Origin of the sequence: Pseudomonas sp. RL_15y_Pfl2_60 (assembly GCF_963970595.1) — a bacterium.
Taxonomy (GTDB): domain Bacteria; phylum Pseudomonadota; class Gammaproteobacteria; order Pseudomonadales; family Pseudomonadaceae; genus Aquipseudomonas.
Genome location: NZ_CAXAOE010000002.1, coordinates 435,962 through 459,161, shown reverse-complemented (window position 1 = coordinate 459,161; position 23,200 = coordinate 435,962). Strand labels below are relative to the sequence as shown.

20 protein-coding genes are annotated in these 23,200 nt (G+C 56.4%); 9 read left to right on the top strand and 11 right to left on the bottom strand.

Features of this window, described 5'->3' with window-relative positions; translation table 11 throughout:
• The 7 genes from AACY26_RS07285 to gloB form a co-directional block, all read right to left on the bottom strand.
• Complete coding sequence (locus AACY26_RS07285; RefSeq protein WP_339512481.1) at positions 1 to 1,614, bottom strand: ABC transporter ATP-binding protein; 1,614 nt, start codon at positions 1,612 to 1,614, stop codon at positions 1 to 3.
• Position 1,615: 1 nt separating this feature from the next.
• Complete coding sequence (locus tag AACY26_RS07280) at positions 1,616 to 2,635, bottom strand: ABC transporter permease (protein WP_339512479.1); 1,020 nt, start codon at positions 2,633 to 2,635, stop codon at positions 1,616 to 1,618.
• 1 nt (position 2,636) lies between these two features.
• Positions 2,637 to 3,710, bottom strand: coding sequence for a microcin C ABC transporter permease YejB (locus AACY26_RS07275; RefSeq protein ID WP_339512477.1), 1,074 nt, complete (start codon positions 3,708 to 3,710; stop codon positions 2,637 to 2,639).
• Between the two features lies 1 nt (position 3,711).
• Positions 3,712 to 5,649 carry an extracellular solute-binding protein gene (locus tag AACY26_RS07270; RefSeq protein WP_339512475.1) on the bottom strand — a complete coding sequence of 646 codons (1,938 nt, stop codon included), beginning with the start codon at positions 5,647 to 5,649 and terminating at the stop codon, positions 3,712 to 3,714.
• A complete protein-coding gene (locus tag AACY26_RS07265) occupies positions 5,646 to 7,511 on the bottom strand; it encodes an extracellular solute-binding protein (RefSeq protein WP_445261291.1) in 1,866 nt (621 codons plus the stop codon). Before AACY26_RS07265 ends, AACY26_RS07270 begins: the two co-directional genes overlap by 4 nt.
• Positions 7,512 to 7,793: 282 nt before the next feature.
• Entirely contained in the window at positions 7,794 to 9,338 is a 1,545-nt protein-coding gene (locus AACY26_RS07260; protein WP_339512471.1) for a LysM peptidoglycan-binding domain-containing protein, read from the bottom strand.
• A 99-nt stretch (positions 9,339 to 9,437) separates the two neighbouring features.
• Positions 9,438 to 10,211, bottom strand: coding sequence for a hydroxyacylglutathione hydrolase (gene gloB / locus AACY26_RS07255; protein ID WP_339512469.1), 774 nt, complete (start codon positions 10,209 to 10,211; stop codon positions 9,438 to 9,440).
• A 77-nt stretch (positions 10,212 to 10,288) separates the two neighbouring features.
• On the opposite strand from gloB, the gene AACY26_RS07250 reads away from it, so the two are divergent.
• Both AACY26_RS07250 and rnhA read left to right on the top strand, forming a co-directional pair.
• Entirely contained in the window at positions 10,289 to 11,065 is a 777-nt protein-coding gene (locus AACY26_RS07250) for an SAM-dependent methyltransferase (protein WP_339512467.1), read from the top strand.
• Positions 11,066 to 11,120: 55 nt separating this feature from the next.
• A complete protein-coding gene (rnhA, locus tag AACY26_RS07245; protein WP_339512465.1) occupies positions 11,121 to 11,573 on the top strand; it encodes a ribonuclease HI in 453 nt (150 codons plus the stop codon).
• A 40-nt stretch (positions 11,574 to 11,613) separates the two neighbouring features.
• On the opposite strand, the gene AACY26_RS07240 is transcribed toward rnhA, so the two are convergent.
• Complete coding sequence (locus tag AACY26_RS07240) at positions 11,614 to 12,270, bottom strand: CoA transferase subunit B (protein ID WP_339512463.1); 657 nt, start codon at positions 12,268 to 12,270, stop codon at positions 11,614 to 11,616.
• 27 nt (positions 12,271 to 12,297) lie between these two features.
• Complete coding sequence (locus AACY26_RS07235; protein ID WP_339512461.1) at positions 12,298 to 12,996, bottom strand: CoA transferase subunit A; 699 nt, start codon at positions 12,994 to 12,996, stop codon at positions 12,298 to 12,300.
• Between the two features lie 116 nt (positions 12,997 to 13,112).
• Here AACY26_RS07235 and AACY26_RS07230 point away from each other — a divergent pair, with 116 nt between their 5' ends.
• The 6 genes from AACY26_RS07230 to nudC all read left to right on the top strand — a co-directional run bounded on the left by AACY26_RS07230 (position 13,113) and on the right by nudC (position 20,840).
• Entirely contained in the window at positions 13,113 to 14,000 is an 888-nt protein-coding gene (locus tag AACY26_RS07230) for a LysR family transcriptional regulator (RefSeq protein ID WP_339512459.1), read from the top strand.
• A 51-nt stretch (positions 14,001 to 14,051) separates the two neighbouring features.
• On the top strand, positions 14,052 to 14,828 hold the full coding sequence (gene dnaQ, locus AACY26_RS07225; RefSeq protein ID WP_339512457.1) for a DNA polymerase III subunit epsilon: 777 nt from the start codon (positions 14,052 to 14,054) through the stop codon (positions 14,826 to 14,828).
• A 120-nt stretch (positions 14,829 to 14,948) separates the two neighbouring features.
• Positions 14,949 to 17,204 carry an Orn/Lys/Arg decarboxylase N-terminal domain-containing protein gene (locus AACY26_RS07220; RefSeq protein WP_339512456.1) on the top strand — a complete coding sequence of 752 codons (2,256 nt, stop codon included), beginning with the start codon at positions 14,949 to 14,951 and terminating at the stop codon, positions 17,202 to 17,204.
• Positions 17,205 to 17,470: 266 nt separating this feature from the next.
• Complete coding sequence (locus AACY26_RS07215; RefSeq protein WP_339512454.1) at positions 17,471 to 18,283, top strand: crotonase/enoyl-CoA hydratase family protein; 813 nt, start codon at positions 17,471 to 17,473, stop codon at positions 18,281 to 18,283.
• Between the two features lie 50 nt (positions 18,284 to 18,333).
• A complete protein-coding gene (locus AACY26_RS07210; RefSeq protein WP_339512452.1) occupies positions 18,334 to 20,010 on the top strand; it encodes a ferrous iron transporter B in 1,677 nt (558 codons plus the stop codon).
• Complete coding sequence (nudC, locus tag AACY26_RS07205; protein ID WP_339512450.1) at positions 20,010 to 20,840, top strand: NAD(+) diphosphatase; 831 nt, start codon at positions 20,010 to 20,012, stop codon at positions 20,838 to 20,840. The genes AACY26_RS07210 and nudC overlap by 1 nt, the downstream gene beginning before the upstream one ends.
• Here the strand turns inward: nudC and AACY26_RS07200 are convergent.
• The gene (locus AACY26_RS07200; RefSeq protein ID WP_339513112.1) at positions 20,808 to 21,587 is read right to left on the bottom strand and encodes a TSUP family transporter; all 780 of its coding nucleotides are present in this window, start codon (positions 21,585 to 21,587) and stop codon (positions 20,808 to 20,810) included. The genes nudC and AACY26_RS07200 overlap by 33 nt on opposite strands.
• 107 nt (positions 21,588 to 21,694) lie before the next feature.
• Here AACY26_RS07200 and AACY26_RS07195 point away from each other — a divergent pair, with 107 nt between their 5' ends.
• Positions 21,695 to 22,342 carry a hypothetical protein gene (locus tag AACY26_RS07195; protein ID WP_339512448.1) on the top strand — a complete coding sequence of 216 codons (648 nt, stop codon included), beginning with the start codon at positions 21,695 to 21,697 and terminating at the stop codon, positions 22,340 to 22,342.
• Positions 22,343 to 22,421: 79 nt separating this feature from the next.
• Here the strand turns inward: AACY26_RS07195 and AACY26_RS07190 are convergent, their stop codons facing one another.
• Positions 22,422 to 23,189: an SDR family oxidoreductase gene (locus AACY26_RS07190; RefSeq protein WP_339512446.1), complete on the bottom strand. Its 768-nt coding sequence runs from the start codon at positions 23,187 to 23,189 to the stop codon at positions 22,422 to 22,424.
• Positions 23,190 to 23,200: the final 11 nt, after the last annotated feature.

The following is a 23,200-nucleotide window of genomic DNA, read 5'->3' as shown; positions in this document are numbered from 1 at the left end:
TTAGTCAGCTTTTGCTGGCGCCAAGAAGGCTGCTTCCAGCAGTTGCTGAGTATAAATATGCTGCGGCGCGGCAAATATCGCCTCTGCCGGACCTTGTTCAACCACTTGACCTTGCTTGACCACCATTAAATGGTGGCTTATTGCCCGAACAACGGCCAGATCATGGCTGATGAACAGGTAGGTCAGGTTGTACTTGGCCTGCAATGACCGCAACAACTCAATAACTTGACGCTGAACAGTGCGGTCGAGCGCCGAAGTGGGCTCGTCCAGCAGTATCAGCGCCGGTTTAAGTACCAGTGCCCGGGCAATGGCAATACGCTGCCGTTGCCCACCTGAAAACTCATGAGGATAGCGATGCCGGGATTCCGGATCGAGGTCTACCTCTATGAGCGCATCAATCACAGCCTGCTCCTGCTCGGCTGCGCTGCCCATGTTGTGAATGTCCAGCCCTTCACCGATGATTTGGCCAACCGACATACGCGGGCTCAGGCTACCGAAGGGGTCCTGGAACACCACCTGCATCTGTCGCCGTAGCGGTCGCACTTCCTTTTGCGAAAGACCATCTACCGCCTGGCCCTGAAAGCGTATGGCACCCTGGCTCCCGAGCAAGCGCAGGATCGCCAGGCCGAGCGTGGATTTACCGGAACCACTTTCGCCAACGATGCCAAGGGTCTGACCCTGAGGCAGGCTGAAGTTGATGCCATCCACCGCTTTTACATAATCAACTGTGCGGCGCATGAGTCCCTTTTTAATCGGGAACCACACGCGCAGGTCGTCAACTTCCAGTATTGGCGCGCCCGGCGGGTTATCGACCGGGTCACCGCTGGGCTCCGCGCCAAGCAGTTCCTGAGTATAGGAATGCTGTGGCGCAGCGAACAAATCTTCACATGACGCCTGTTCGACGATCTTTCCGCGCTGCATGACACATACCCGGTTAGCAATTCTTCTAACCAGGTTCAGGTCGTGGCTGATCAGCAGCAGCGACATGCCCAGGCGCGCTTGCAAATCCTTGAGCAATTCGAGGATTTTCAGCTGCACAGTGACGTCGAGCGCGGTGGTGGGCTCATCGGCAATCAACAGTTCTGGCTCATTGGCCAACGCCATGGCGATCATCACGCGCTGGCGCTGACCACCCGACAATTCATGGGGGTAGGCCTTGAGGCGCTTATGTGGCTCAGGAATACCGACCAGGTCGAGCAGCTCCAGGGTGCGCGCTGTGGCCGCCTTGCCACTAAGCCCTTTATGCAGCGCGAGCACTTCGTTGATCTGTTTTTCGATGCTGTGCAGCGGGTTGAGCGAGGTCATGGGTTCTTGAAACACCATGGCGATGCGATTGCCACGGATACCGCGGAGCTTTTTCTCGCTCATGCTCAGCAGGTCTTCGCCCTTGTAGCAAATCGTGCCGTTTGGGTGCTGCGCCAGCGGGTAGGGCAGCAAGCGCAGGATAGAGTGCGCGGTAACGGATTTGCCCGAGCCGCTTTCACCCACCAGCGCCAGGGTTTCGCCACGACGAATGTCAAAGCTGATGTTTTCCACCACGCGCTGGCGGTTGTCGCCGGTGACGAATTCGACGGCGAGATCGCGTACTTCGATGAGGTTTTCAGTGTCGTTCATCTTACTTCCTCGGGTCGAAGGCATCGCGAGCAGCCTCGCCAATAAACACCAGCAAGCTGAGCATGATTGCCAGCACCGCGAATGCACTGATCCCCAGCCAGGGCGCTTGCAAGTTGGACTTGCCTTGTGCGACCAGTTCGCCAAGCGAAGGTGCGCCCGGCGGCAGGCCAAAACCGAGGAAGTCCAAAGCGGTCAGGGTGCCGATTGCGCCCGTGAGGATAAACGGCATAAAGGTCATGGTCGAAACCATGGCGTTGGGCAAGATATGGCGGAACATGATTGCGCCGTTCTCCATGCCCAGCGCCCGTGCTGCGCGCACGTACTCAAGGTTGCGACCGCGCAGGAACTCGGCGCGCACCACGTCAACCAGGCTCATCCAGGAAAACAGCAACATGATGCCCAGCAGCCACCAGAAGTTGGGTTGCACGAAGCTGGCCAGAATGATCAACAGATACAGCACAGGCAGGCCCGACCAGACCTCGAGAAAGCGCTGGCCGAGCAGGTCGACCCAACCACCATAGAAACCCTGCAAGGCGCCGGCGAACACACCGATGATCGAACTGAGAATGGTCAGTATCAAGGCGAACATCACCGAGATCCTGAAGCCATAGATAACCCGCGACAGCACATCGCGGCCCTGGTCATCGGTACCCAGCCAGTTGACCGAGGAGGGCGGTGCTGGGGCGGGAACCTGCAGGTCGTAGTTGATGCTCGAATAGCTGAACGGGATGATCGGCCAGATCATGGTGCCGTCTTTGGCCGCGATCAGCTCCTTGATGTAAGGACTCTTGTAGTTGGCCTGCAGCGGGAATTCGCCGCCAAATACGGTTTCCGGGTAGCGCTTGAAGACTGGAAAGTACCACTCGCCGTCGTAGCGCACGGCCAGGGGTTTGTCATTGGCGATCAACTCGGCACCCAGGGTCAGGGTAAAAAGTGCGAGGAAGATCCACAGCGACCACCAGCCGCGTTTGTGGGCCTTGAATCGCTCAAAGCGGCGCTTATTGATTGGAGAGAGGGCCATATCAATTCTCCCTGCTTTCAAAGTCGATCCGCGGATCGACCAGGGTATAGGTGATATCACCGATCAATTTCACCACCAGTCCCAATAACGTGAAGATAAACAGGGTGCCGAATACCACCGGGTAGTCACGGTTAATCGCGGCCTCGAAACTCATCAGGCCCAAGCCGTCGAGCGAGAAAATCACCTCGATCAGCAGCGAGCCGGTAAAGAAAATACCAATGAAGGCCGCCGGGAAACCGGCGATGATCAAGAGCATCGCATTGCGGAACACATGGCCGTAGAGCACGCGGGTATTGGTCAGGCCCTTGGCGCGGGCGGTGACCACGTATTGTTTGTTGATCTCATCGAGAAAGCTGTTCTTGGTCAGCAGCGTCAGGGTGGCGAAGTTGCCGATAACCAAGGCGGTTACGGGGAGAACCAGGTGCCAGAAGTAATCAAGGATCTTGCCGGTGGTGCTCAGGTCGTCGAAGTTGTTTGAAGTCAGCCCGCGCAATGGGAACCAGTTTAGGTAGCTGCCGCCGGCAAACACCACGATCAATAGAATCGCAAAGAGAAACGCCGGGATCGCGTAGCCGATGATGATTGCCGAGCTGGTCCAGACGTCAAATGCGCTGCCGTGGCGGGTGGCTTTGGCGATGCCCATGGGAATCGAGATCAAATACATGATCAAGGTGCTCCAGAGCCCAAGCGAGATGGACACGGGCATTTTCTCGATGATCAGGTCGAGCACCTTGGCGTCGCGGAAGAAGCTTTCGCCGAAGTCGAAGTGGGCGTAATTCTTGAGCATGATCCAGAAGCGCTCTGGTGCCGATTTATCGAAGCCATACATATGCTCGATTTCAGCAATCAGCTCTGGATCAAGGCCTTGCGCGCCACGGTAGTTGGAGCCTGCAACCGAGACTTCCGAGCCACCACCAGCAATCCGGCTGGTCGCACCTTCAAAGCCTTCAAGCTTGGCGATCATCTGTTCAACCGGGCCGCCTGGAGCGGCTTGGATGATGATGAAGTTGATCAGCAGGATGCCAAACAGCGTGGGGATGATGAGCAAGAGGCGACGAATGATATACGCCAGCATGTTATTGCTCCGTGCCTTCAGGTGCGGGTGCAGGGTCGGCTGTTTCCGGCTGCCCGGCAGGTTCAGCGTCAGCCGCAGGCGACTCGTCGGGCACAGCTGATGGCTCTGCTTCAGCTTCTTGCGTTGCGGCTTGCGCTTCCGGCGATGCTTGGCGTGCCCACCAGGTGTTCAGGCCAATGTCGTACATAGGCGTCACGTCAGGGTGCTGCAGAGTATTCCAATAGGCAACGCGCCAGGTCTTGATGTGCCAGTTGGGTACGACGTAGTAGCCCCAGAGCAACACGCGGTCGAGGGCACGGGTGTGGTTGATCAGGTGTTGCCGGGAATCAGCGCCAATCAGGCCCACCACCAGCTCATCGATGGCCGGGTCCTTGAGGCCAATGAAATTGCGGCTGCCGGGACGGTCTGCGCTGCTCGAATGCCAGTATTCGCGCTGCTCGTTACCCGGTGAATTGGATTGCGGGAAGCCGCCAACGATCATGTCGTAATCACGCGAGCGCAGGCGATTGATGTACTGCGAGACATCGACCCGGCGGATTACCATTTCGATGCCAAGGTCGGCCAGGTTGCGTTTATAAGGCAGCAATATACGTTCAAACTCGGTTTGTGCGAGCAAGAACTCGAAGCTGACCGGTTTGCCGGTGGCGTCGAGCATCTGGTCGCCTTCGACACGCCAGCCAGCTTCTTGCAGCAATTGGTAGGCGCGCCGCTGCTGTTCACGAATCATGCCGGTGGCTTTGGTCACTGGCAGGGTGAATTCGTCAGTAAATACCTTGGCTGGGATTTTATCGCGCAGTGGCTCAAGTATCTTCAGCTCGCCTTCACTCGGCAGTCCGCTTGATGCCAGTTCAGAATTGTCAAAATAGCTGTGGGTGCGGGTGTAGGCACCATTGAACAGCTGTTTGTTAGCCCATTCAAAGTCAAATAGCAGGCCAAATGCCTCACGCACGCGCGGATCCTTGAACAGGTCACGGCGAATATTGAAGATAAAGCCCTGCATGCCGGTCGGGTTGGAGTTTTTCAGCTCTTCCTTGATCAGTTGGCCGTTAGCAACGGCCGAGACGTCATAGGCGGTCGCCCAGTTCTTGGCGCTGGTCTCAAGCCAGAAGTCGAACTGACCGGCCTTGAGCGCCTGCAAGGCGACGTCGTTGTCGCGGTAGTAGTCGATGCGCATGGTGTCGAAGTTGTAGAAACCACGATTGACGGCGAGGTCTTTGCCCCAGTAATCCTTGACCCGCTCGTAGCGAATGGTGCGTCCTGGCTTGACTTCGCTGATGCGATAGGGGCCACTGCCTAGCGGGATTTCCAGGTTGCTTTTGCTGAAGTCGCGTTCTGCCCACCAGTGTTTTGGCAGCACCGGCAGTTGGCCGACGATCAGCGGCAGCTCCCGATTACCAGCGTGCTTGAACTTGAAACGGACTTTCAGAGGGCCTTCAACTTCGACGCTTTCAACGTCCGCGTAGTAGCCACGGTACATCGGTGAGCCTTTGCTGATCAGGGTGTCGAAGGTGAACTTGACGTCTTCGGCAGTGACAGGCGTGCCGTCGTTGAAGCGGGCCTCCGGTCGCAGATAGAAGCGCACCCAACTGCTGTCCGGGGCTTTTTCGATCTTGCCGGCGAGCAAGCCATATTCGGTGAAAGGTTCATCCAGGGCATGGACGGTAAGGGTGTCGTAGATCAGGCCGAGGTCATCGGCTGAAACCCCTTTGTTGATATAGGGATTGAGGCTGTCAAAGCCGCCAAAACCGGCTTGGCGCAGCGTGCCGCCTTTGGGTGCGTCAGGGTTGGCGTAGTCAAAATGAGTGAAGTTGGCCGGGTATTTCGGCGCTTCGTCATACAAGGTGACGGCATGTTGCGGTGCGGCCTGGGCCAAGCAAGATAGGCCGAATAAGAATAAGGCGCTGGTTTGAACTGCAAATGAGCGCAGCGAATGCGTCATTGGTTTTTCTCCGTGGGTTTCAGCCACCAGGTACGCAGCCCTAATGTGTAGGGCGGTGTGGGGACATGAGCAAAGCGATTGCGATAAGCCAGTCGATGATAATTGATGTACCAGTTGGGGATGCTGTAATAACCCCAGAGCAACACGCGGTCTAGGGCGCGGGTCGCTGCAACTTGATCGTTGCGGGTTTGCGCCGAGAGCAGCTTTTCAACCATGGCATCCACTACAGGGCTGTCGATACCAGCATAATTCTTGCCACCTTTGACCTTGCCTTGGCTGGAGTGGAAATAAAGTGATTGCTCAAGCCCCGGGCTAAGTGTTTGCGGAAGTGTCAGGGAGATCATGTCAAAGTCGAATTGATCAAGGCGCTGTTTATATTGGGCACGATCGACGCTGCGCAGGTTTGCTTGAATGCCGAGGATTGCCAGGTTCTTGGCAAAGGGTTGGTAGATGCGCTCGAGGCCTGAGTTAACCAGCATTATTTCAAACTCGAAGTGTTCACCTTTACTGTTGACCAGGCCATTTACCGAAGGCTTCCAGCCCGCGTCGGCCAATAGACCCAAGGCGCGGCGCAAGGTTTCCCTTGGAATGCCGTGACCTTGCGTTTTCGGCATGACAAAGGCTTCGGTGAAAAGTTTTTCCGGTAGTTCACTGCGATAGGGTTTAAGCAATAGCCACTCAGCTCCGCTCAACTTGCCGGTGGCAGAGAATTCGCTGTTTGGATAATAGCTGTGCGCACGGGTGTAGGCGTTGTTGAACAAGGTGCGATTGGTCCACTCGAAGTCAAACATCATTCCCAGCGCCTCACGGACCCTGACGTCTGAAAATAATGGACGCCGGGTATTCATGAACAGTGCTTGGGTCTGGGTTGGAATCTTGTGGGGAATCTCGGCGCGGATAACGTCGCCATGCTCAACGGCCGGGAAGTTGTAGCCATTGGCCCAGTTCTTGGCTTGTTGCTCGATGTAGAAATCAAACTCGCCTGCCTTGAATGCCTCAAAGGCGACGTTGCTGTCACGATAGAAGTCGACACGTACCTTATTGAAGTTGTACTTGCCACGGTTTACGGCCAGGTCTTTGCCCCACCAGTTTTTCACCCGTTCAAAGGTCAGGCTTCGGCCAGGGCTGACTTCGGTGATTTTATAAGGGCCGCTGCCCAACGGTGGTTCGTAAGTGGTGGCAGTGAAGTCGCGATCCTTCCAGTAATGCTGGGGCAGCACCGGCAGTTCGCCAAGGCGCAATATCAACAGGGGGTTGCCCGCACGCTTGAACACGAAGCGAATGCGATGCCGGTTGAGGATATCGACGCGCTTTACTTCCTGCAGGTTGGTGCGGTATTGCGGATGGCCTTCCTTGAGCAGGGTGCGGTACGAGAAGGCGACGTCAAAGGCCGTAATTGGCTTGCCATCATGAAACCTGGCATTTTTGCGCAGGTTAAACACCACCCAGCTGCGATCTTCACTGTATTCGACTGTTTCGGCGATCAAGCCATAGCTCGATGCCGGCTCATCCCCGGAAGGGTCATAGGCGCCTGTGCCGACCATCAACGGCTCATTCATCTCTGTGACCCCGTACTGCAGGAAGTTTGCAGTCGAGATCGGGCTTGAGCCTTTGAAAGTATAAGGGTTGAGGGTGTCGAAGGTGCCGGAGGCCATCATGTGCAGGGTGCCGCGCTTGGGGGCGTCAGGATTTACCCAATCGAAATGGGTAAATTTGGCCGAGTACTTGAGTGCACCGAATTGAGCATAGCCATGGCTTTTGATAATGGTTGCCCCGGCAGGGAAACACACTAAAAGGCTGAGCAGTAATGGGATGAGGCGACGTATCAAGTGATATATCCGATCCGTGGCGGCTATGGGCATCTTGCCCGGTACAGTAACAGCTTGTATCGACAGGAAAAAGACTAGGCAGTCGAGCGACTTGGCCGCATGCGCTCGATACAAAACAATCCTGCCTATAAACACTCGCCAAGTAAGCCTGTAGCGGCACTGTTGTCATGGCGAGCGGTTATGCGCAAGCGCAATGCGGCCCACTGCATCTGCTTCATGATGTTAGAGGCGACAGCCGGCTTGATCGTCACACCAAGCGGCTCACTATTTTGTCGAAACCAAGCGCCATCGGCACCTTGGTTTGCGCTCATGCCTCTAGCGCGGAAGGCGCAGGGTCAGGGTTTGACCGGGACGCAAAGCACTGCCTGTACGCGGGTTCCAGGTCTTGAGGTGCTTGACCGGGACTTTAAAGCGCTGGGCGATCATCGATAATGAGTCGCCCTTGCGTACCTTGTAGTATGTAACGGTGTTTTGCTTGCGACTGATGGTTGATCTTGAGCTGGAGGTATCAGCAAGCGCCAAGGTTTGACCCACTTTTAGCGAGTTGCCGTTGAGTTTGTTCCAGCGCTTGACTTCATTGACTGAGACTTTGTTGGCCTTGGCGATCGACCAGAGGTTGTCGCCTGACTTGACTCTGTAGCTTCGTGGCTTCGAGGTCCGGACACTGGCAAGCTGCTGGCTTGAATCGATCTTGATGCCCGCGCGCATTGGCAGGCTTAGGTTCTGGCCGGCGCGCAAGCTATTACCGGTTAATTTGTTCAGCTCGCGGATACCACTGACGCTGGTGTTATAACGTCTGGCGATTGCGCTCAGGGTGTCGCCACGGCGAACCTTGTATTCTTGCCAGCTGACCATGTCCTGCGGCTTCATGGTCGACAAGCTGGCAGTCAGTTGTTCGGCTTTATCGACAGGCACCAGCAGTCTGGGTGGGCCATCCATGGTGATGCGTCGCTTGAAGGCTGGGTTGAGCTGATACAGCTCATCTTCATCCAGGTCCATCATTTGCGCGATCTTCGACAGATCCATGTTCTGCTTCAGGGCAACCTGTTCGAAGTAGGGCTCGTTGGCAACCGGGCTGAGACTGATGCCATAAGCTTTGGGTGTCATGACCACTTGCGACAAGGCCAGGAGCTTGGGGACATAGTTCTGCGTTTCAGTCGGCAGCGAGAGGTTCCAGTAGTCCGTTGGCAGGCCGAGTTTCTGGTTGCGCTCGATCGCTCTGCTGACCCGGCCTTCACCTGCGTTGTACGCGGCCAAGGCGAGCAGCCAGTCGCCGTTAAACATATCGTGCAGACGCGTCAGGTAGTTCATCGCTGCATTGGTCGAGGCCATTACATCGCGGCGTCCGTCGTACCAACTGGTCTGGCGAAGGTTGAAATGCCTGCCGGTGGCTGGCATGAACTGCCATAGGCCGACTGCATTAGCATGGGAAAGGGCGAGCGGGTTGTAGGCGCTTTCAATCATCGGTAGCAATGCCAGTTCAGTAGGCATATCGCGCTCTTCGAGCTGCTCGACGATGTAGTGAATGTAAGGATTGCTGCGTTCGCTGGCACTCTCGATAAACGAGGGATTGCTGACAAACCAAAGCCGCTGTTGCTCGATGCGCGGATTGATGCCTATCGCATCTTGCAGTTGATAACCATCGCGTACCCGTTCCCAGATATCAGTGGCCACGTGCTCTTTGGTCTGGGTGTTGAGCCATACAGGTTCTGGTTTATGGCGTTGGACAGCCGCCATTTCGTTGCTGGCTTGTGGCGTATTTTGGCAGCCGGCCAGGGTCGCGCAGAACACCACCACGAGCGCTTGGGCGCTTTGTGCTAATGCCTTTGAATTCAAGGGTTTGCGTGGTGATAAAAGCATTAGCGGTGATGGTCTTCCAGATGCAAAGGTCGGGCGATTCTAGAAACCGTTTTTACGCTGGTCAAGTTTTGACCAGCGTTTTGTGGCTGTGTCGACTTTTTAGAAGTTGTCTTTCCAGGCGCGAAGTTCGGCAAATACCTGTGCAGGCGTGCGTTCACGGGAGCCGTTCCGCTCGTCTAGTTTTTGCAGAATAGTCCGCGACTGAGGGCGCAGAAAAGGGTTTGTCGCCAATTCCAGCTTTAAGTTGGTGGGCAGGCTTATCTGGTCGTTTTCGCGCCATTGCGTAACATCACTGATGCGCTGTGCAATAGCCTGGTTGTCGGGTTCTGTTGCTTGGGCGAAGCGCAGGTTGCTCAAGGTGTATTCGTGGGTGCAGTACACGGCCGTATTGGTGGGCAGTGCAGCCAGGCGACTGAGCGAGTCATGCATCTGTTCGGGCGTGCCTTCAAATAAACGGCCGCAACCTGCGGCAAACAGAGTGTCACCGCAAAACAGCAGGTCGAGTTCTTCCTGGTAATAGGCGATGTGGCCTAGTGTGTGGCCTGGAACCGCAATAACCCTTAAGGTTTGCCCCAGCACTTGGATTTCATCACCTTCCTCCAATGCCAGGTCACGGGCTGGGATCTTTTCATTGGCCGGGCCGCTCACACGGGCGCCGGTGGCTGCTTTCAACTGCTCGACACCGCCCACATGGTCGAAGTGGTGGTGGGTTATCAGGATGTCCGTCAGTTTCCAATCTGGGTTGCGAGCCAGCCAGCTTTCAACGGGCGCCGCGTCGCCTGGATCAACCACGGCACAGTGGCCTAGCTCGGGGTCTTGTAACAACCAGATATAGTTGTCAGAGAATGCAGGTAGGGCTTCGATGTTTATCATGGTCGTCAGTCGCCAAGGTTTAAACAAAAGCGCATCTTAGGCTTGACCCGCTCTAAGGGCTACGCAGGAATTGATTAATGTCAGATCAGCAACGCTCAGAAAAGCCGTTTGCCGACGCCGATGCACAATGGCTGAGTTTGATCGCCAGTGCTCGGGATTGGTTTGGCGGGCCTTATGGGCAGCTACTGCTTGAAAGTGAGCAGCCTGTGCTTGAAGAGGAGCTCGCACGCTTCTTCGGCAGCTACATGCTGCACTATGGGCCAACAGAGAGCGAGCTGCCTGAGGCCGTTCAAATTCAGCATAGCGTGCGCCTTGGGCCACCATTTGCCGGAGTGGATATCGCCTGCGAAGAGCAGGCCTGGCCAATGACCGAACACGCCGCTGATGTGGTGATCTTACAGCATGGCCTGGATTTCAGCCTGTCGCCACACGGGTTGCTACGCGAGGCCGCGCATAGCGTCAGGCCCGGCGGGCATTTATTAGTCGTTGGCATCAACCCGGCCAGCAGCTGGGGCTTGCGCCATGTGCTGGCTCGCGACGTATTGCATCAGGCGCGTTGCATCTCGCCCAGTCGGGTTTGCGACTGGTTGCACTTGCTGGGCTTTGCGCTGGAGAAACGCCGCTTCGGGTGTTATCGTCCGCCGCTTGCTTCCCGTGCATGGCAGGGCCGACTGGCCGCGTTGGAATCATGGGGTCAGGCTTGGCAAGCGCCTTGTGGTGGCTTCTATTTACTCGTTGCGCGTAAATTGGTTGTTGGCTTGCGGCCATTGCGTCAATCCCAGCGTGAGCCTATGGGGGCGCTGGTGCCGATGCCGGTGGCCAAGGTGAGTCGCCGGGCTGCTGGCAAGCCCTAGCCAATATGCCCGATGCCGGGCAGTTTGATTTACCTTATCGAGAGAAATGCGCTGCATGTCAGAACAAGTTGAGATCTATACCGATGGCGCGTGCAAGGGAAATCCTGGTGTAGGTGGCTGGGGTGCCTTGCTGGTGTTTAAAGGTGTCGAGAAGGAGTTGTGGGGCGGCGAAGCCGAGACCACCAACAATCGCATGGAGCTGACAGCGGCAATTCGTGGACTGGCTGAACTCAAGCGTGAATGCGATGTACGTCTGGTGACGGACTCGCAATACGTGATGCAGGGTATCCAGGACTGGATGCCAAACTGGAAGAAACGCGGCTGGAAAACCGCCGCCAAGCAACCAGTTAAGAACGCTGATCTGTGGCAACAGCTGGACGAGCAGGTTAACCGGCACAAAGTGACCTGGCAGTGGGTGCGTGGTCATACCGGTCATCCCGGCAACGAGCGCGCCGACCAACTGGCTAATCGTGGGGTTGATGACGTCAGGGCTTTGAAGCACGCCTGACTTCACCACCGCTGCTTGGCGGTGGTGAAGGGTAACGGAGTCAGAATGTCATTTCTGGCACATGCTCGGGGATGATTAGCCGACCCGCCGTTTTCTCGGCAATTTCCTCGACGCTGATGCCAGGCGCTCGCTCGCGCAGAATGAATGCGCCGTCTTCGATCTCAAGGTAGGCCAGGTCAGTCAGCACTTTCTTGATACAGCCAGCACCGGTGAGGGGCAGGCTGCAACGGCTAAGCAGTTTGGATTCGCCGTCTTTGGAAGCGTGGGTCATGGTCACGATAATGTTATCGGCTCCTGCCACCAGATCCATGGCGCCGCCCATGCCTTTGATGAGCTTGCCTGGGATCATCCAGGAAGCAATGTTGCCTTCGACATCGACCTCGAAAGCGCCGAGTACGGTGAGGTCGACATGGCCGCCACGAATCATGGCGAAGGATTCGGCCGAGGAAAAAATCGATGCGCCCTTGACTGCGGTTACGGTCTGTTTGCCGGCGTTGATCATGTCCGCATCAACATGCTCATCCTTGGGGAAGGCGCCCATGCCGAGCAGGCCATTCTCCGATTGCAGCATCACCTGGATGTCATCCGGTACATAGTTGGCCACCAGCGTTGGAATACCAATGCCCAGGTTGACGTAATAACCGTCCTTGAGCTCGCGGGCAACGCGTTGAGCCATTTGTTCGCGGGTAAGTGCCATGAGCGGCCTCTCCTTAATATGGGTGGCTCACGCCAGTACGGTGCGTTTTTCAATGCGCTTTTCGAAGCGCCCCTGGATGATGCGGTCGACGTAAATGCCGGGGGTATGAATCTGCGCCGGGTCGAGCTCGCCGGGCTCGACGATTTCTTCAACCTCGACCACGGTGATGCGTCCGGCAGTGGCGGCCAGCGGGTTGAAATTTTGCGCGGTATGGCGGTAGATGACATTGCCGAAATGATCGGCCTTCCAGCCTTTGACTATGGCGAAATCACCGGTAATTGAAGGTTCTAGGATGTAGTGGCGATCGCCGTATTGGCGGACTTCCTTGCCTTCGGCCACGGGCGTGCCATAACCGGTTGCAGTGAAGAATGCAGGAATGCCTGCACCACCGGCGCGCAGTTTCTCCGCCAAGGTGCCTTGTGGCGTCAGCTCGACCTCCAGTTCACCACTGAGCAGTTGTTGCTCAAATAGAGCGTTTTCCCCGACATAGGAGGCAATCATCTTGCGAATTTGCCGATCTTCGAGCAATACGCCCAAACCAAAACCATCGACGCCGCAATTGTTGGAAACCACGGTCAGGCCCTTGACCCCAAGGCGGCGGATCTGGGCGATGAGGTTTTCCGGGATGCCGCACAGGCCAAAGCCGCCAGCCAATACAGTCATGCCATCAGTGAGGCCGGCGAGTGCCTCCTCGTAGCTGTTTACGCGTTTATCGAGCCCTGCCATCTGCTTGCTCCTATGGATGTGGCATCGGTCCTGGACCGGAGGTGGCTTCAGTGTCGGTTGCTGGGTATTATTTGTTAAGTTTGTTTTTTATTGGTATTGATAGGTTTTTCTGAATAATGACCATCAAGCAGCTTCGCGCCTTCCTGGCTGTAGCCCAGTCCTTGTCCTTTGCGCAGGCTTGCCAGCATTTGCACCTGTCCCAACCCGCGTTGAGCTTGGCGATCAAGACCCTTGAGCAATCGCTTGGCGGCCCGTTACTGGTGCGTACTACCCGCAGCGTGGGGTTGACCCGTGAAGGTGAGGTGCTGTTGCCAATGGCGCGCAGGCTGGTAGCCGATTGGGACAATGCTGAAGAACACCTGCGCCAACATTTCACCCTCCAGCTCGGCCGGGTGGCGATTGCGGCGCTGCCGTCATTTGCCGCAAGCCTGCTGCCGGTCGCGCTCAAGGCGTTTCGCGACGGACATCCGAATATCAATGTCACAGTGCATGATGTGATCAATGAGCAGGTGGTGGAGATGGTGCGCAACCACCGTGTTGAGCTAGGGGTGGTGCTGGAGCCTGAGTCGCTTGAAGGTTTGACTTTTATTCCGTTGTATCTGGATCGGTTTATTGCTGTAGTGCCTGCAACCAGCCCGCTTGCCAGTTACGAAGAGCTGCAATGGAGTGACTTGCTGGGCGAGCCTTTTATTGCCCTGCAAAGACCCTCGGCGGTGCGTAGTCTGCTGGAGCGTAGCGTAAGCGAGCGTCATGGACGCTTGCATGTGGCGTTTGAAAGCCATCAACTGGTGACCGTAGGTCGCATGGTGTCCCAGGGTTTGGGTGTCAGCGTGGTGCCTGGTTTGTGTCGCGAGCAAATGCAGGCACTTGGCGCACGCTGCGTGGCCTTGAGCCAGCCGCGGGTCGAGCAGCGAGTAGGCTTGATTCATCTGGCCGGGACAACGCTTTCGGCCGCGGCAAAGGCGTTGATCGAGAAGCTAATTGAGACCACTGACAGGCCCTAGGACGGATTTACCCATGTTAAGATTCAGCCTGTGTTTAGAGGCGGGTATGCGATGACGGTTAACAATCAAACAGCTGATAGAAAAGTAGTTCTCGATACGGAAACCACCGGTTTGCCGGTCACCGATGGCCATCGGATCATCGAGATCGGTTGTGTTGAGATGATCGGCCGGCGCTTAACGGGGCGTCATTTTCATGTGTACCTGCAGCCTGATCGCGAGATCGATGAAGGCGCCATCGCCGTCCACGGTATTACCAACGAGTTCCTCACCGACAAGCCGCACTTCAAAGACATCGCCGATGAATTCTTTGAGTTTATCAACGGCGCCCAGTTGATCATCCATAACGCGCCGTTCGACATTGGCTTCATCAATAACGAGTTTGTGCTGCAAGGGCGCCAGGATCGTTCCGACCTGACCGACCACTGTTCGGTTCTCGACACCCTGGTGATGGCCCGTGAGCGCCATCCGGGCCAGCGCAACAGCCTGGATGCATTGTGCAAGCGTTACGATGTCGACAACTCGGGTCGTGACCTGCACGGCGCCTTGCTCGATGCCGAGATTCTGGCTGATGTTTATCTAGCCATGACTGGGGGTCAGACCAACCTGTCGTTGGCTGGTGACGGCTCCGAAGGTGATGGGACTGGCGGACGTCAGCAACCTACGCCAATCAAGCGCTTGGCCGCTGATCGGCCCATGACCCGAATCATTGCCGCCAACGAGGCGGAGTTGAGCGAGCATGCGGCGCGTCTGGCTGCGATTGAAAAGTCTGCCGGGGCGCTGCCGTTATGGCTGCAAATGGAGCAGCCCAAGGTCGAAGCCGAGTCTTGAGAATTATTCGCGCGCGACCTTTTCGTACACTGTGAAGCAGTGGGGGTTCCGCCAGCGTTGCGCAAGCTCTAACCTGAGGTGATAGGCAGGCCGTGGCCTGTCACTTTCAGGGACAACACAATGCATAAAGATTTAAAGTTTCCTGTACTGATTGTGCATCGCGACATCAAGGCCGACACGGTCGCCGGTGATCGCGTACGGGCGATTGCGCAAGAGCTTGAGCAGGATGGTTTTAGCATTCTGTCAACGGCAAGCTCGGCAGAAGGGCGTATTGTCGCTTCGACCCATCACGGCCTGGCTTGCATCTTGGTGACCGCCGAGGGCGCAGGGGAGAACAAGCACCTGCTGCAGGATATGGTCGAGTTGATCCGCATTGCCCGCGCCCGCGCCCCGCAACTGCCTATTTTCGCCCTTGGCGAGCAAGTCACTATCGAAAATGCGCCCGCCGAGGCCATGGCTGACTTGAACCAGTTGCGCGGTATTCTCTATCTGTTTGAAGACACTGTTCCTTTTCTCGCACGGCAGGTTGCCAGGGCTGCACGCAACTACCTAGACGGTCTGTTGCCGCCGTTCTTCAAGGCTTTGGTGCAACACACTTCGCAGTCCAACTATTCCTGGCACACGCCGGGGCACGGCGGTGGCGTGGCTTACCGTAAAAGCCCGGTGGGGCAGGCGTTTCACCAGTTTTTTGGGGAAAATACCCTGCGCTCGGATTTGTCTGTCTCAGTGCCAGAGCTTGGCTCACTGCTCGATCACACCGGTCCATTGGCTGAGGCCGAGGCCCGTGCAGCGCGTAATTTCGGCGCAGATCACACCTATTTCGTGATTAATGGCACCTCCACCGCAAACAAGATTGTCTGGCACAGCATGGTCGGACGCGATGACTTGGTGCTGGTGGATCGCAATTGCCATAAGTCGATTTTGCATTCGATCATCATGACCGGTGCCATTCCGCTGTATCTGTGCCCTGAGCGCAATGAATTGGGGATCATCGGGCCGATTCCGCTGAGCGAGTTCAGTCGCGAGTCGATTCAGGCGAAGATCGATGCCAGTCCGCTTGCCCGTGGTCGCGAAGCCAAGGTCAAACTGGCTGTGGTCACCAATTCGACCTATGACGGGCTCTGCTACAACGCCGAGCTGGTCAAACAAACCCTTGGCGATAGCGTTGAAGTGCTGCATTTCGACGAGGCCTGGTTTGCCTACGCGGCTTTCCATGAGTTTTACAGCGGTCGCTACGGCATGGGCACCACGCGCACAGAAAACACACCGCTGGTGTTTACCACCCATTCGACGCACAAATTGCTTGCTGCATTCAGCCAGGCATCGATGATTCATGTGCAGGATGGCGGGGTGCGTCAACTCGATACTGACCGCTTCAATGAAGCCTTCATGATGCACATTTCAACCTCGCCCCAGTACGGCATCATTGCTTCGCTGGATGTTGCCTCGGCAATGATGGAAGGGCCGGCAGGGCGTTCGTTGATCCAGGAAACCTTTGATGAGGCGCTCAGTTTCCGGCGTGCATTGGCCAATCTGGGCCAAAACCTCAGCGCCGATGATTGGTGGTTTACCATCTGGCAGCCGCCGCAAGCCTCAGGCACCGATGAAGTTGCAACCCGCGACTGGGTGTTGCAGCCACAGGCTGATTGGCATGGCTTTGGCGACATTGCCGAAGATTATGTGTTGCTTGACCCGATCAAGGTCACTTTGGTCATGCCTGGGCTCACAGCGGGCGGCAAGCTTGATGAGCGCGGAATTCCAGCAGCGGTGGTCAGCAAGTTTCTCTGGGAGCGCGGCCTTGTGGTCGAGAAGACCGGCCTGTACTCCTTCCTTGTACTGTTCTCAATGGGCATTACCAAGGGCAAATGGAGTACGTTGCTTACCGAGTTGTTGGAGTTTAAGCGCAGCTACGACGCCAATTTGCCATTGACAAGCGTTTTGCCATCAATCGCCAAGGCCGGTGGTGCGCAGTACCAAGGGCTTGGGCTGCGAGATTTGTGCGATGCACTGCATGACTGTTACCGCGAAAACGCCACGGCTAAAGCCCTAAAACACATGTACACAGTGTTGCCTGAGGTCGCCATTAAACCAGCGGATGCCTATAACCAGTTGGTGCGCGGCGAAGTTGAAGCAGTACCGGTGAGCCAGTTGCAAGGTCGCATTGCCGCAGTGATGTTGGTTCCGTATCCGCCAGGTATCCCGTTGATTATGCCGGGTGAGCGCTTTACTGCAGCCACGCGCTCAATTATTGATTATTTGGAATTCGCCCGTCGTTTCGATGACAGCTTCCCAGGCTTTGATGCCGATGTGCACGGGCTACAGCGCCGCGAAGACGCTGATGGCGTGGTGTACACCGTCGACTGTATCCGCCAATAAGCGCTCTACTTCGCCGCTTGCACGGGCGCCCAGGTTGAGCAGGGCGCCTGCCTTGTGGTGCGACAATCAGCCGATAACGCTCGGCTGATTGCTATTTTTTGATAGATCAATATGTTAGCTGTACCTGTCAAGGTGATGCTTTAGCCTGAGAAGGTGGCCTGCGTCACAACGGATAGGATCGACATTTATGCCGTGCTTGTTATAGTTGGGCGGCTGTACCCAGAAGAAAATTTTGCGCGCTCCGTCTGCCGCTGAGGAACCAAGCCATGGCCGAATACAAAGCCTTTCAAGTCGAATTGGCAGATAAAATTGCCCATGTGCAAATCAATCGCCCGGAAAAAATCAACGCGATGAACGCGGATTTCTGGTCGGAGATCATCGAAATCTTCCGCTGGATTGATGAAACGGACGAAGTTCGGGTAGTCGTGCTTTCTGGTGCAGGCAAACATTTTTCTTCGGGCATCGACTTGATGATGCTGGCTCAAGTCGCTAACGACCTTGGCAAGGATGTTGGCCGTAATGCCGACGCTCTGCGGCGCAAAATCCTTCAGCTCCAAGCATCCTTCAACGCCGTGGACCACTGCCGCAAGCCGGTGCTGGCGGCGATTCAGGGCTATTGCCTCGGCGGGGCGATTGACCTGGTGTCGGCGTGCGACATGCGCTACTGCACCGAAGATGCCCAGTTCTCGATCAAGGAAATCGATATGGGCATGGCTGCCGATGTCGGAACCTTGCAGCGGCTGCCGCGCATTATCGGCGATGGCATGATGCGTGAGCTGGCCTTTACCGGCCGTACAATCGACGGTCATGAAGCCCGTGAAATCGGTTTGGTCAACCGCACCTACGCCGATCAAGCGGCAATGCTTGACGGGGTCATGCAGCTTGCAAAGCAGATCGCCGAGAAATCACCCGTGGCCATACGCGGCACTAAAGAAATGATCCGCTATATGCGCGACCATCGCGTCGATGATGGCCTTGAGTACATCGCTACCTGGAACGCCGCCATGTTGCAGTCGGCCGACTTGCGTGTCGCCATGGCTGCTCATATGAGCAAGCAAAAGCCGGAATTCGCCGACTGATGCAGTACCCGCAATTATCAATATCTAAAGCGCGGGAGGCGCAATAGCTCATGGTTTCCGGTGCGACTTCGCTTAATCTGGTTCGTGATGAACTCTTTACTACCATGTTCGAGGCTGAATCGAGCCTTGAGCAGTTTATTCTTGAGCGCAACAACGGCAGCCTGCTGCAACAGGCGGTAGAAAGCCTGCACCAAGTGCGCGGCACACTCAACTTGATCGAGTTGGCCGGTGCTGAGCTTCTGGCTCAGGAAGTGCTCGACCAAGCCACTGATATTCCAGCCGGGGCGGGTGAGGAGCGTGACGTACAGATTGCCGCGCTGAGCAATGCCCTGCATGTGCTGCGTCGTTATCTTGAAAACGTCGACGTGCATCGCCAGGAAATGCCTGAACTGTTGCTGCCTGCCATAAATGATCTGCGCCAGGCCGGTGGCCAGCAGCCGTTGCCAGAAAGCTTCTTTTTTAGTGTGCGCCTTGATCAGCCGCGCCCTCGTATAGCGCCTGCCGCGCTGGATGCTGCCGCTAAGGAAGTTGAAGGACGGCGCTTGCGGCAGATGTATCAGGTAGGGTTGCTGGGCTTTATTCGCGAGCCGAACCCGAAAAGCAGCCTCAAGCTGATGAACCGGGCCATGCAGCGCCTCGATGGTTTGTTTGCCAACGAGCCGCGTGGCCGACTCTGCTGGATTTGTGCCGCCGCTCTGGAAGCGCAAAACGAGGGGTTGCTGCTTGCACGTCAGCCGCGCAAGCAATTGTTCGGGCGAGTTGATCGTGAACTGAAGAAGATGTTCCTCAACAGCACCTATGAGCCGCCGCGCAACTTACTCAAGGAGCTGCTGTACCTGGTTGCCTTGTCCGACAGCAATGGACCGCAGGTTTCTGCTTTGCGAGCTGTGTTCGGCCTGACACCGCTGCCGTTTACCGATCATCTGATTGAAGAAGAGTCACAGCGTCTGGCCGGGCCGGGCAAGTCGGTGATGCGCTCGCTCAGCGCTGCGATTCGTGAAGAGCTTTCCAGCGTCAAGGATATGCTCGACCTGATTGAGCGCGGCACAGTGCAGGCCGATGTCCTGACCAGTCTGCATGCCTTGCTCGGCAAAATGAGCAAAACCCTGGGCATGGTCGGATTAAGCTCTGCTGGCAACTCGCTCGGTGAGCAAGTGTTGGTGGTGGCGACATGGAGCGAAGGTAGCGTGCCACCGGTTGCCGAGTTGCATAAGCTGGCAGATACCATTCTCTATGTCGAAGGCATGGTTTCCAGCTTGGATACAGACCAGCCGCGCATGCGTCCGGCAGTGGAGCCCCAGCGTAGCGAAGCCGAACTCTTTGCCTACCATCAGTTACTTGAAGCTCGAATCGTGGTGATTGATGAGGCGCAAGCGGGACTGGCCCTTAGCAAGCGGGCAATCACCGCTTACCTGGAGTCCAATGGCGATCGCATGCACCTGTCCAACGTGCCTTTTAGCCTGCAAGCTGTACGTGGCGGCCTGTGGTTTCTCGGGCAGGAGCGTGCTGCCGAGTTGATCGGCGCATGCGCGTCCTACATCCAGACGCAAATGGTCGATACCACTCAAATGCCGAGCGAACACATGCTTGAGACCCTGGCTGACGCCCTCAGCAGCCTTGAATATTACCTGGAAGCTGGAGCCGTGATGCGTGAAGAGACGCGCCCCAGCGTGCTGGATCTCGCGGCTGATAGCGTGCGTACGCTGGGCCTCACGGTTGCTGCCTGATGAGCAAGCGCTGGCAACCCGCTATTGTTGATCAGCTCCAGCCAGGTGGCTGGGCGATCGCCCATTGCAAGCAACATTTCCTGGCCGACAGCAACGGTGTCTTGTTCCCACGTCAGTGGCTGAAAAAACAAGACATTGAAGTGATAGCCGAACATGGTATCGGTCACTTCGACGGCGATAGCATTTTCTTGCTTGAGCTTGAGTCTGCGGTCGAGTTGCCAACCTTGAACTGGCAAAGCCTGCGCCAGGTCATGCTTGAAGGCGATGCGGATATGTTCCGCCTGCTCAGCTATGCCACACAAATCGGGACCTGGTCGCGTGAGCATCGTTATTGCGGCAGTTGTGCAACGGCGATGCAGCAAGTGCCGGGTGAGCGAGCCATGCAATGTCCGCGTTGCGAGCTGCGCCATTATCCGCGTTTGTCGCCGAGCATGATTGTCTTGGTCACGCGTGGCGATGAAATCCTTTTGGCACGTTCCCCGCGTTTTGTCAGCGGCATCTACAGCACCTTGGCAGGCTTTGTCGAGGCGGGTGAGTCGGTGGAGCAGTGCGTTGAGCGCGAGGTGTTTGAAGAGGTCGGTATCCAAGTCAAGAATGTGCAGTACCTGGGCAGCCAGGGCTGGCCGTTTCCGCATTCATTGATGCTGGGCTTCCATGCTGAATATGCCGCTGGCGATATCGTCATGCAGCCAGAGGAAATTGAAGATGCACAGTGGTTCAGTGTGCATGCGCTGCCGCCATTACCCGCCAGCCGCTCAATTGCCCGTTACCTGATCGATGTTTATGTGGCGCGCCGCTTAGGCATGCCCGAACCAGTGCTGCCAAGCTAGGCGCGCCGTCAGCGCCAACACCACCAGAATAAACACTGGGCGAATAAACTTGGAGCCGCCTTTAATGGCGGTGCGTGCACCGATATAGGCGCCAACCATCAGTGCTGAGCCCATGCAGATGCCCAGTATCCAGGCGACTTGTCCGCTGGCGATAAATATTGCCAGTGCGCAGATGTTGCTGACAAAGTTCATGGTCCGGGCAACACCGCTGGCGCGCACAAGGTCAAGCGGGTAGAGCAGCAGTGTGCTGACCGTCCAGAAGGCACCTGTGCCAGGGCCAGCAACGCCGTCATACAAACCGAGGCTGATGCTTTGTGGCCATTGGCGACCTTTGGCGATTGGTGCGTCGGGGTTCAGGGGCGCGTCCGGGGATTTACCAAACAACAGATACAGGCCACAGCCAAATACCACGACCGGGAGCATCTGGTTAAGCCATTCGGCCGGTAGCCATTGGGCGATTGCCGCACCCAGCAGCGCGCCTATAGCTGTGCCGATCAATGCGTTGCGCCACTTGATCGGGTTGAACAGCTTGCGTCGGTAAAAGGTGTAGCTGGCAATGGCAGCGCCAAATGTTGAGCTGAGCTTGTTGGTGCCCAGCACCAAATGGGGCGGTAAACCAGCGGTGAGCAACGCTGGAATGGTCAGCAAGCCGCCGCCACCGGCAATTGCATCAATAAAACCGGCAATAAATGCGACGCCCACCAGAATTAGTAGAGTGGTTGGGTCAACAGCAAGCTCGAAAGGCAGTAGCATAAGAAAACAAGACCTGTGTTCGATTGTTCAGCTCTGGCGCTGGGCGGTGAGGCAGTCGCTGCGCATAATGCCAGCATTTTCATCAATAAGGGATCTGCTTGATGCAATACGATGGCTTGGCCTGGGTAACAGCGCTATTGGCGATTTTAACGGTGCTGGTCGCCGCGCGTATCTTGTTTGGCGGCAATTGGTTGCTCGGTTGGCTCCGTGGCACCTGTGGCTTGCTTTTCCTGGGCTTGGCGGCCTTGATCGGCCTGGTTGCCTACGACCTTTACAGCTATTCGCCGTTACCGGAAAGCGGGCCGTTGGCAACCCTGAGCTTTAAGGCGGATGGTGATCGGTATCAGGTGCAAGTCACTGAAGGCGAGGCTACCCACAACGTCATCATTCAGGGTGACCTGTGGCAACTGGATGCACGTTTGCTGCGCTGGAAAGGCATTGCAGAACTGATTGGCCTCAAGCCTGGCTATCGCCTGCAAAAGCTCACGGGACGCTTCCTTGCCATTGAGCAGCAGTCGATGTCCTTGCATGCTCAGGCTGAGCTTGCACAAAGCCCATATGGCATTGATCTTTGGCGCTGGCTACGCCTGGGCAAACACGACCTGATGATGTTTGATCCCCAGGCGCTACGCGTGACTTACCTGCCAATTGCCGACAATGCCCAGTACAGGGTCAGCCTGACGCCGACTGGCTTGCTGGCCGAACCGATGAATTCAGCAGCAGAACAGGCGCTCAAGGATTGGAAGTGATTCACTGAGTTGCTAGTGCTGCCTAAACAAAAGGGACCGTCGCGGTCCCTTTTCTACAGGTTGAGGCGTCCTGCGCGTTCTATGAAAGAAAGCCACCATCGACATTTAGCGCAACGCCTGTGGTGTAGCTGGAGGCATCACTGGCCAGATAAAGCACGGTCCCGGCCATTTCGCTTGGGTCTGCTACGCGCTTGAGCGGAATGCGCTGCAGGGCAACCTTGAGGATCGAGTCGTTCTTGGTCAGCGCCGAGGCAAACTTGGTGTCCGTCAAGCCTGGCAGCAGGGCGTTGCAGCGAATGCCAAACTGCGCGCACTCCTTGGCAAAGACCTTGGTCATGCTGATGACCGCCGCCTTGGTGACCGAGTAAATACCCTGGAACTCGCCAGGTGACACGCCGTTGATGGAGGCGACATTGATAATGCTGCCGCCGCCGTTTTGCTTCATCAGCTTGCCGCCCTCGATGGACATGAAGTAGTAGCCGCGGATATTGACGTCTACAGTCTTCTGGAAAGCCGAAAGATCAGTGTCCAGCACGTTGCAGAATTGTGGGTTGGTCGCAGCGTTGTTGACCAGGATATCCAGGCGGCCAAACTGCTCGCGAATCTGGGCGAACACGTTCTGGATCTGCTCCATCTCGCCAATGTGGCAAGCAATGGCTGTGGCTTTGCCACCTTCGGCGATGATCGCGTCGGCAACGGCCTGGCAGCCATCAATCTTGCGGCTGGATACAATTACGTGGGCGCCTTGCTGGGCCAGCAGTTTGGCAATGGCTTCACCAATGCCACGGCTTGCGCCTGAAACAAATGCGATCTTGCCGTCGAGGTCAAACAGTTGCGTCTTGGACATACAATTCTCCT

Coding starts and splice junctions, on each gene's coding strand:
- AACY26_RS07285 (WP_339512481.1), bottom strand. CDS start 1,614: ATGAACGACACTGAAAACCTCATCGAAGTACGCGATCTCGCCGTCGAA.
- AACY26_RS07280 (WP_339512479.1), bottom strand. CDS start 2,635: ATGGCCCTCTCTCCAATCAATAAGCGCCGCTTTGAGCGATTCAAGGCC.
- AACY26_RS07275 (WP_339512477.1), bottom strand. CDS start 3,710: ATGCTGGCGTATATCATTCGTCGCCTCTTGCTCATCATCCCCACGCTG.
- AACY26_RS07270 (WP_339512475.1), bottom strand. CDS start 5,649: ATGACGCATTCGCTGCGCTCATTTGCAGTTCAAACCAGCGCCTTATTC.
- AACY26_RS07265 (WP_445261291.1), bottom strand. CDS start 7,511: ATGCCCATAGCCGCCACGGATCGGATATATCACTTGATACGTCGCCTC.
- AACY26_RS07260 (WP_339512471.1), bottom strand. CDS start 9,338: ATGCTTTTATCACCACGCAAACCCTTGAATTCAAAGGCATTAGCACAA.
- gloB (WP_339512469.1), bottom strand. CDS start 10,211: ATGATAAACATCGAAGCCCTACCTGCATTCTCTGACAACTATATCTGG.
- AACY26_RS07250 (WP_339512467.1), top strand. CDS start 10,289: ATGTCAGATCAGCAACGCTCAGAAAAGCCGTTTGCCGACGCCGATGCA.
- rnhA (WP_339512465.1), top strand. CDS start 11,121: ATGTCAGAACAAGTTGAGATCTATACCGATGGCGCGTGCAAGGGAAAT.
- AACY26_RS07240 (WP_339512463.1), bottom strand. CDS start 12,270: ATGGCACTTACCCGCGAACAAATGGCTCAACGCGTTGCCCGCGAGCTC.
- AACY26_RS07235 (WP_339512461.1), bottom strand. CDS start 12,996: ATGGCAGGGCTCGATAAACGCGTAAACAGCTACGAGGAGGCACTCGCC.
- AACY26_RS07230 (WP_339512459.1), top strand. CDS start 13,113: ATGACCATCAAGCAGCTTCGCGCCTTCCTGGCTGTAGCCCAGTCCTTG.
- dnaQ (WP_339512457.1), top strand. CDS start 14,052: ATGACGGTTAACAATCAAACAGCTGATAGAAAAGTAGTTCTCGATACG.
- AACY26_RS07220 (WP_339512456.1), top strand. CDS start 14,949: ATGCATAAAGATTTAAAGTTTCCTGTACTGATTGTGCATCGCGACATC.
- AACY26_RS07215 (WP_339512454.1), top strand. CDS start 17,471: ATGGCCGAATACAAAGCCTTTCAAGTCGAATTGGCAGATAAAATTGCC.
- AACY26_RS07210 (WP_339512452.1), top strand. CDS start 18,334: ATGGTTTCCGGTGCGACTTCGCTTAATCTGGTTCGTGATGAACTCTTT.
- nudC (WP_339512450.1), top strand. CDS start 20,010: ATGAGCAAGCGCTGGCAACCCGCTATTGTTGATCAGCTCCAGCCAGGT.
- AACY26_RS07195 (WP_339512448.1), top strand. CDS start 21,695: ATGCAATACGATGGCTTGGCCTGGGTAACAGCGCTATTGGCGATTTTA.
- AACY26_RS07190 (WP_339512446.1), bottom strand. CDS start 23,189: ATGTCCAAGACGCAACTGTTTGACCTCGACGGCAAGATCGCATTTGTT.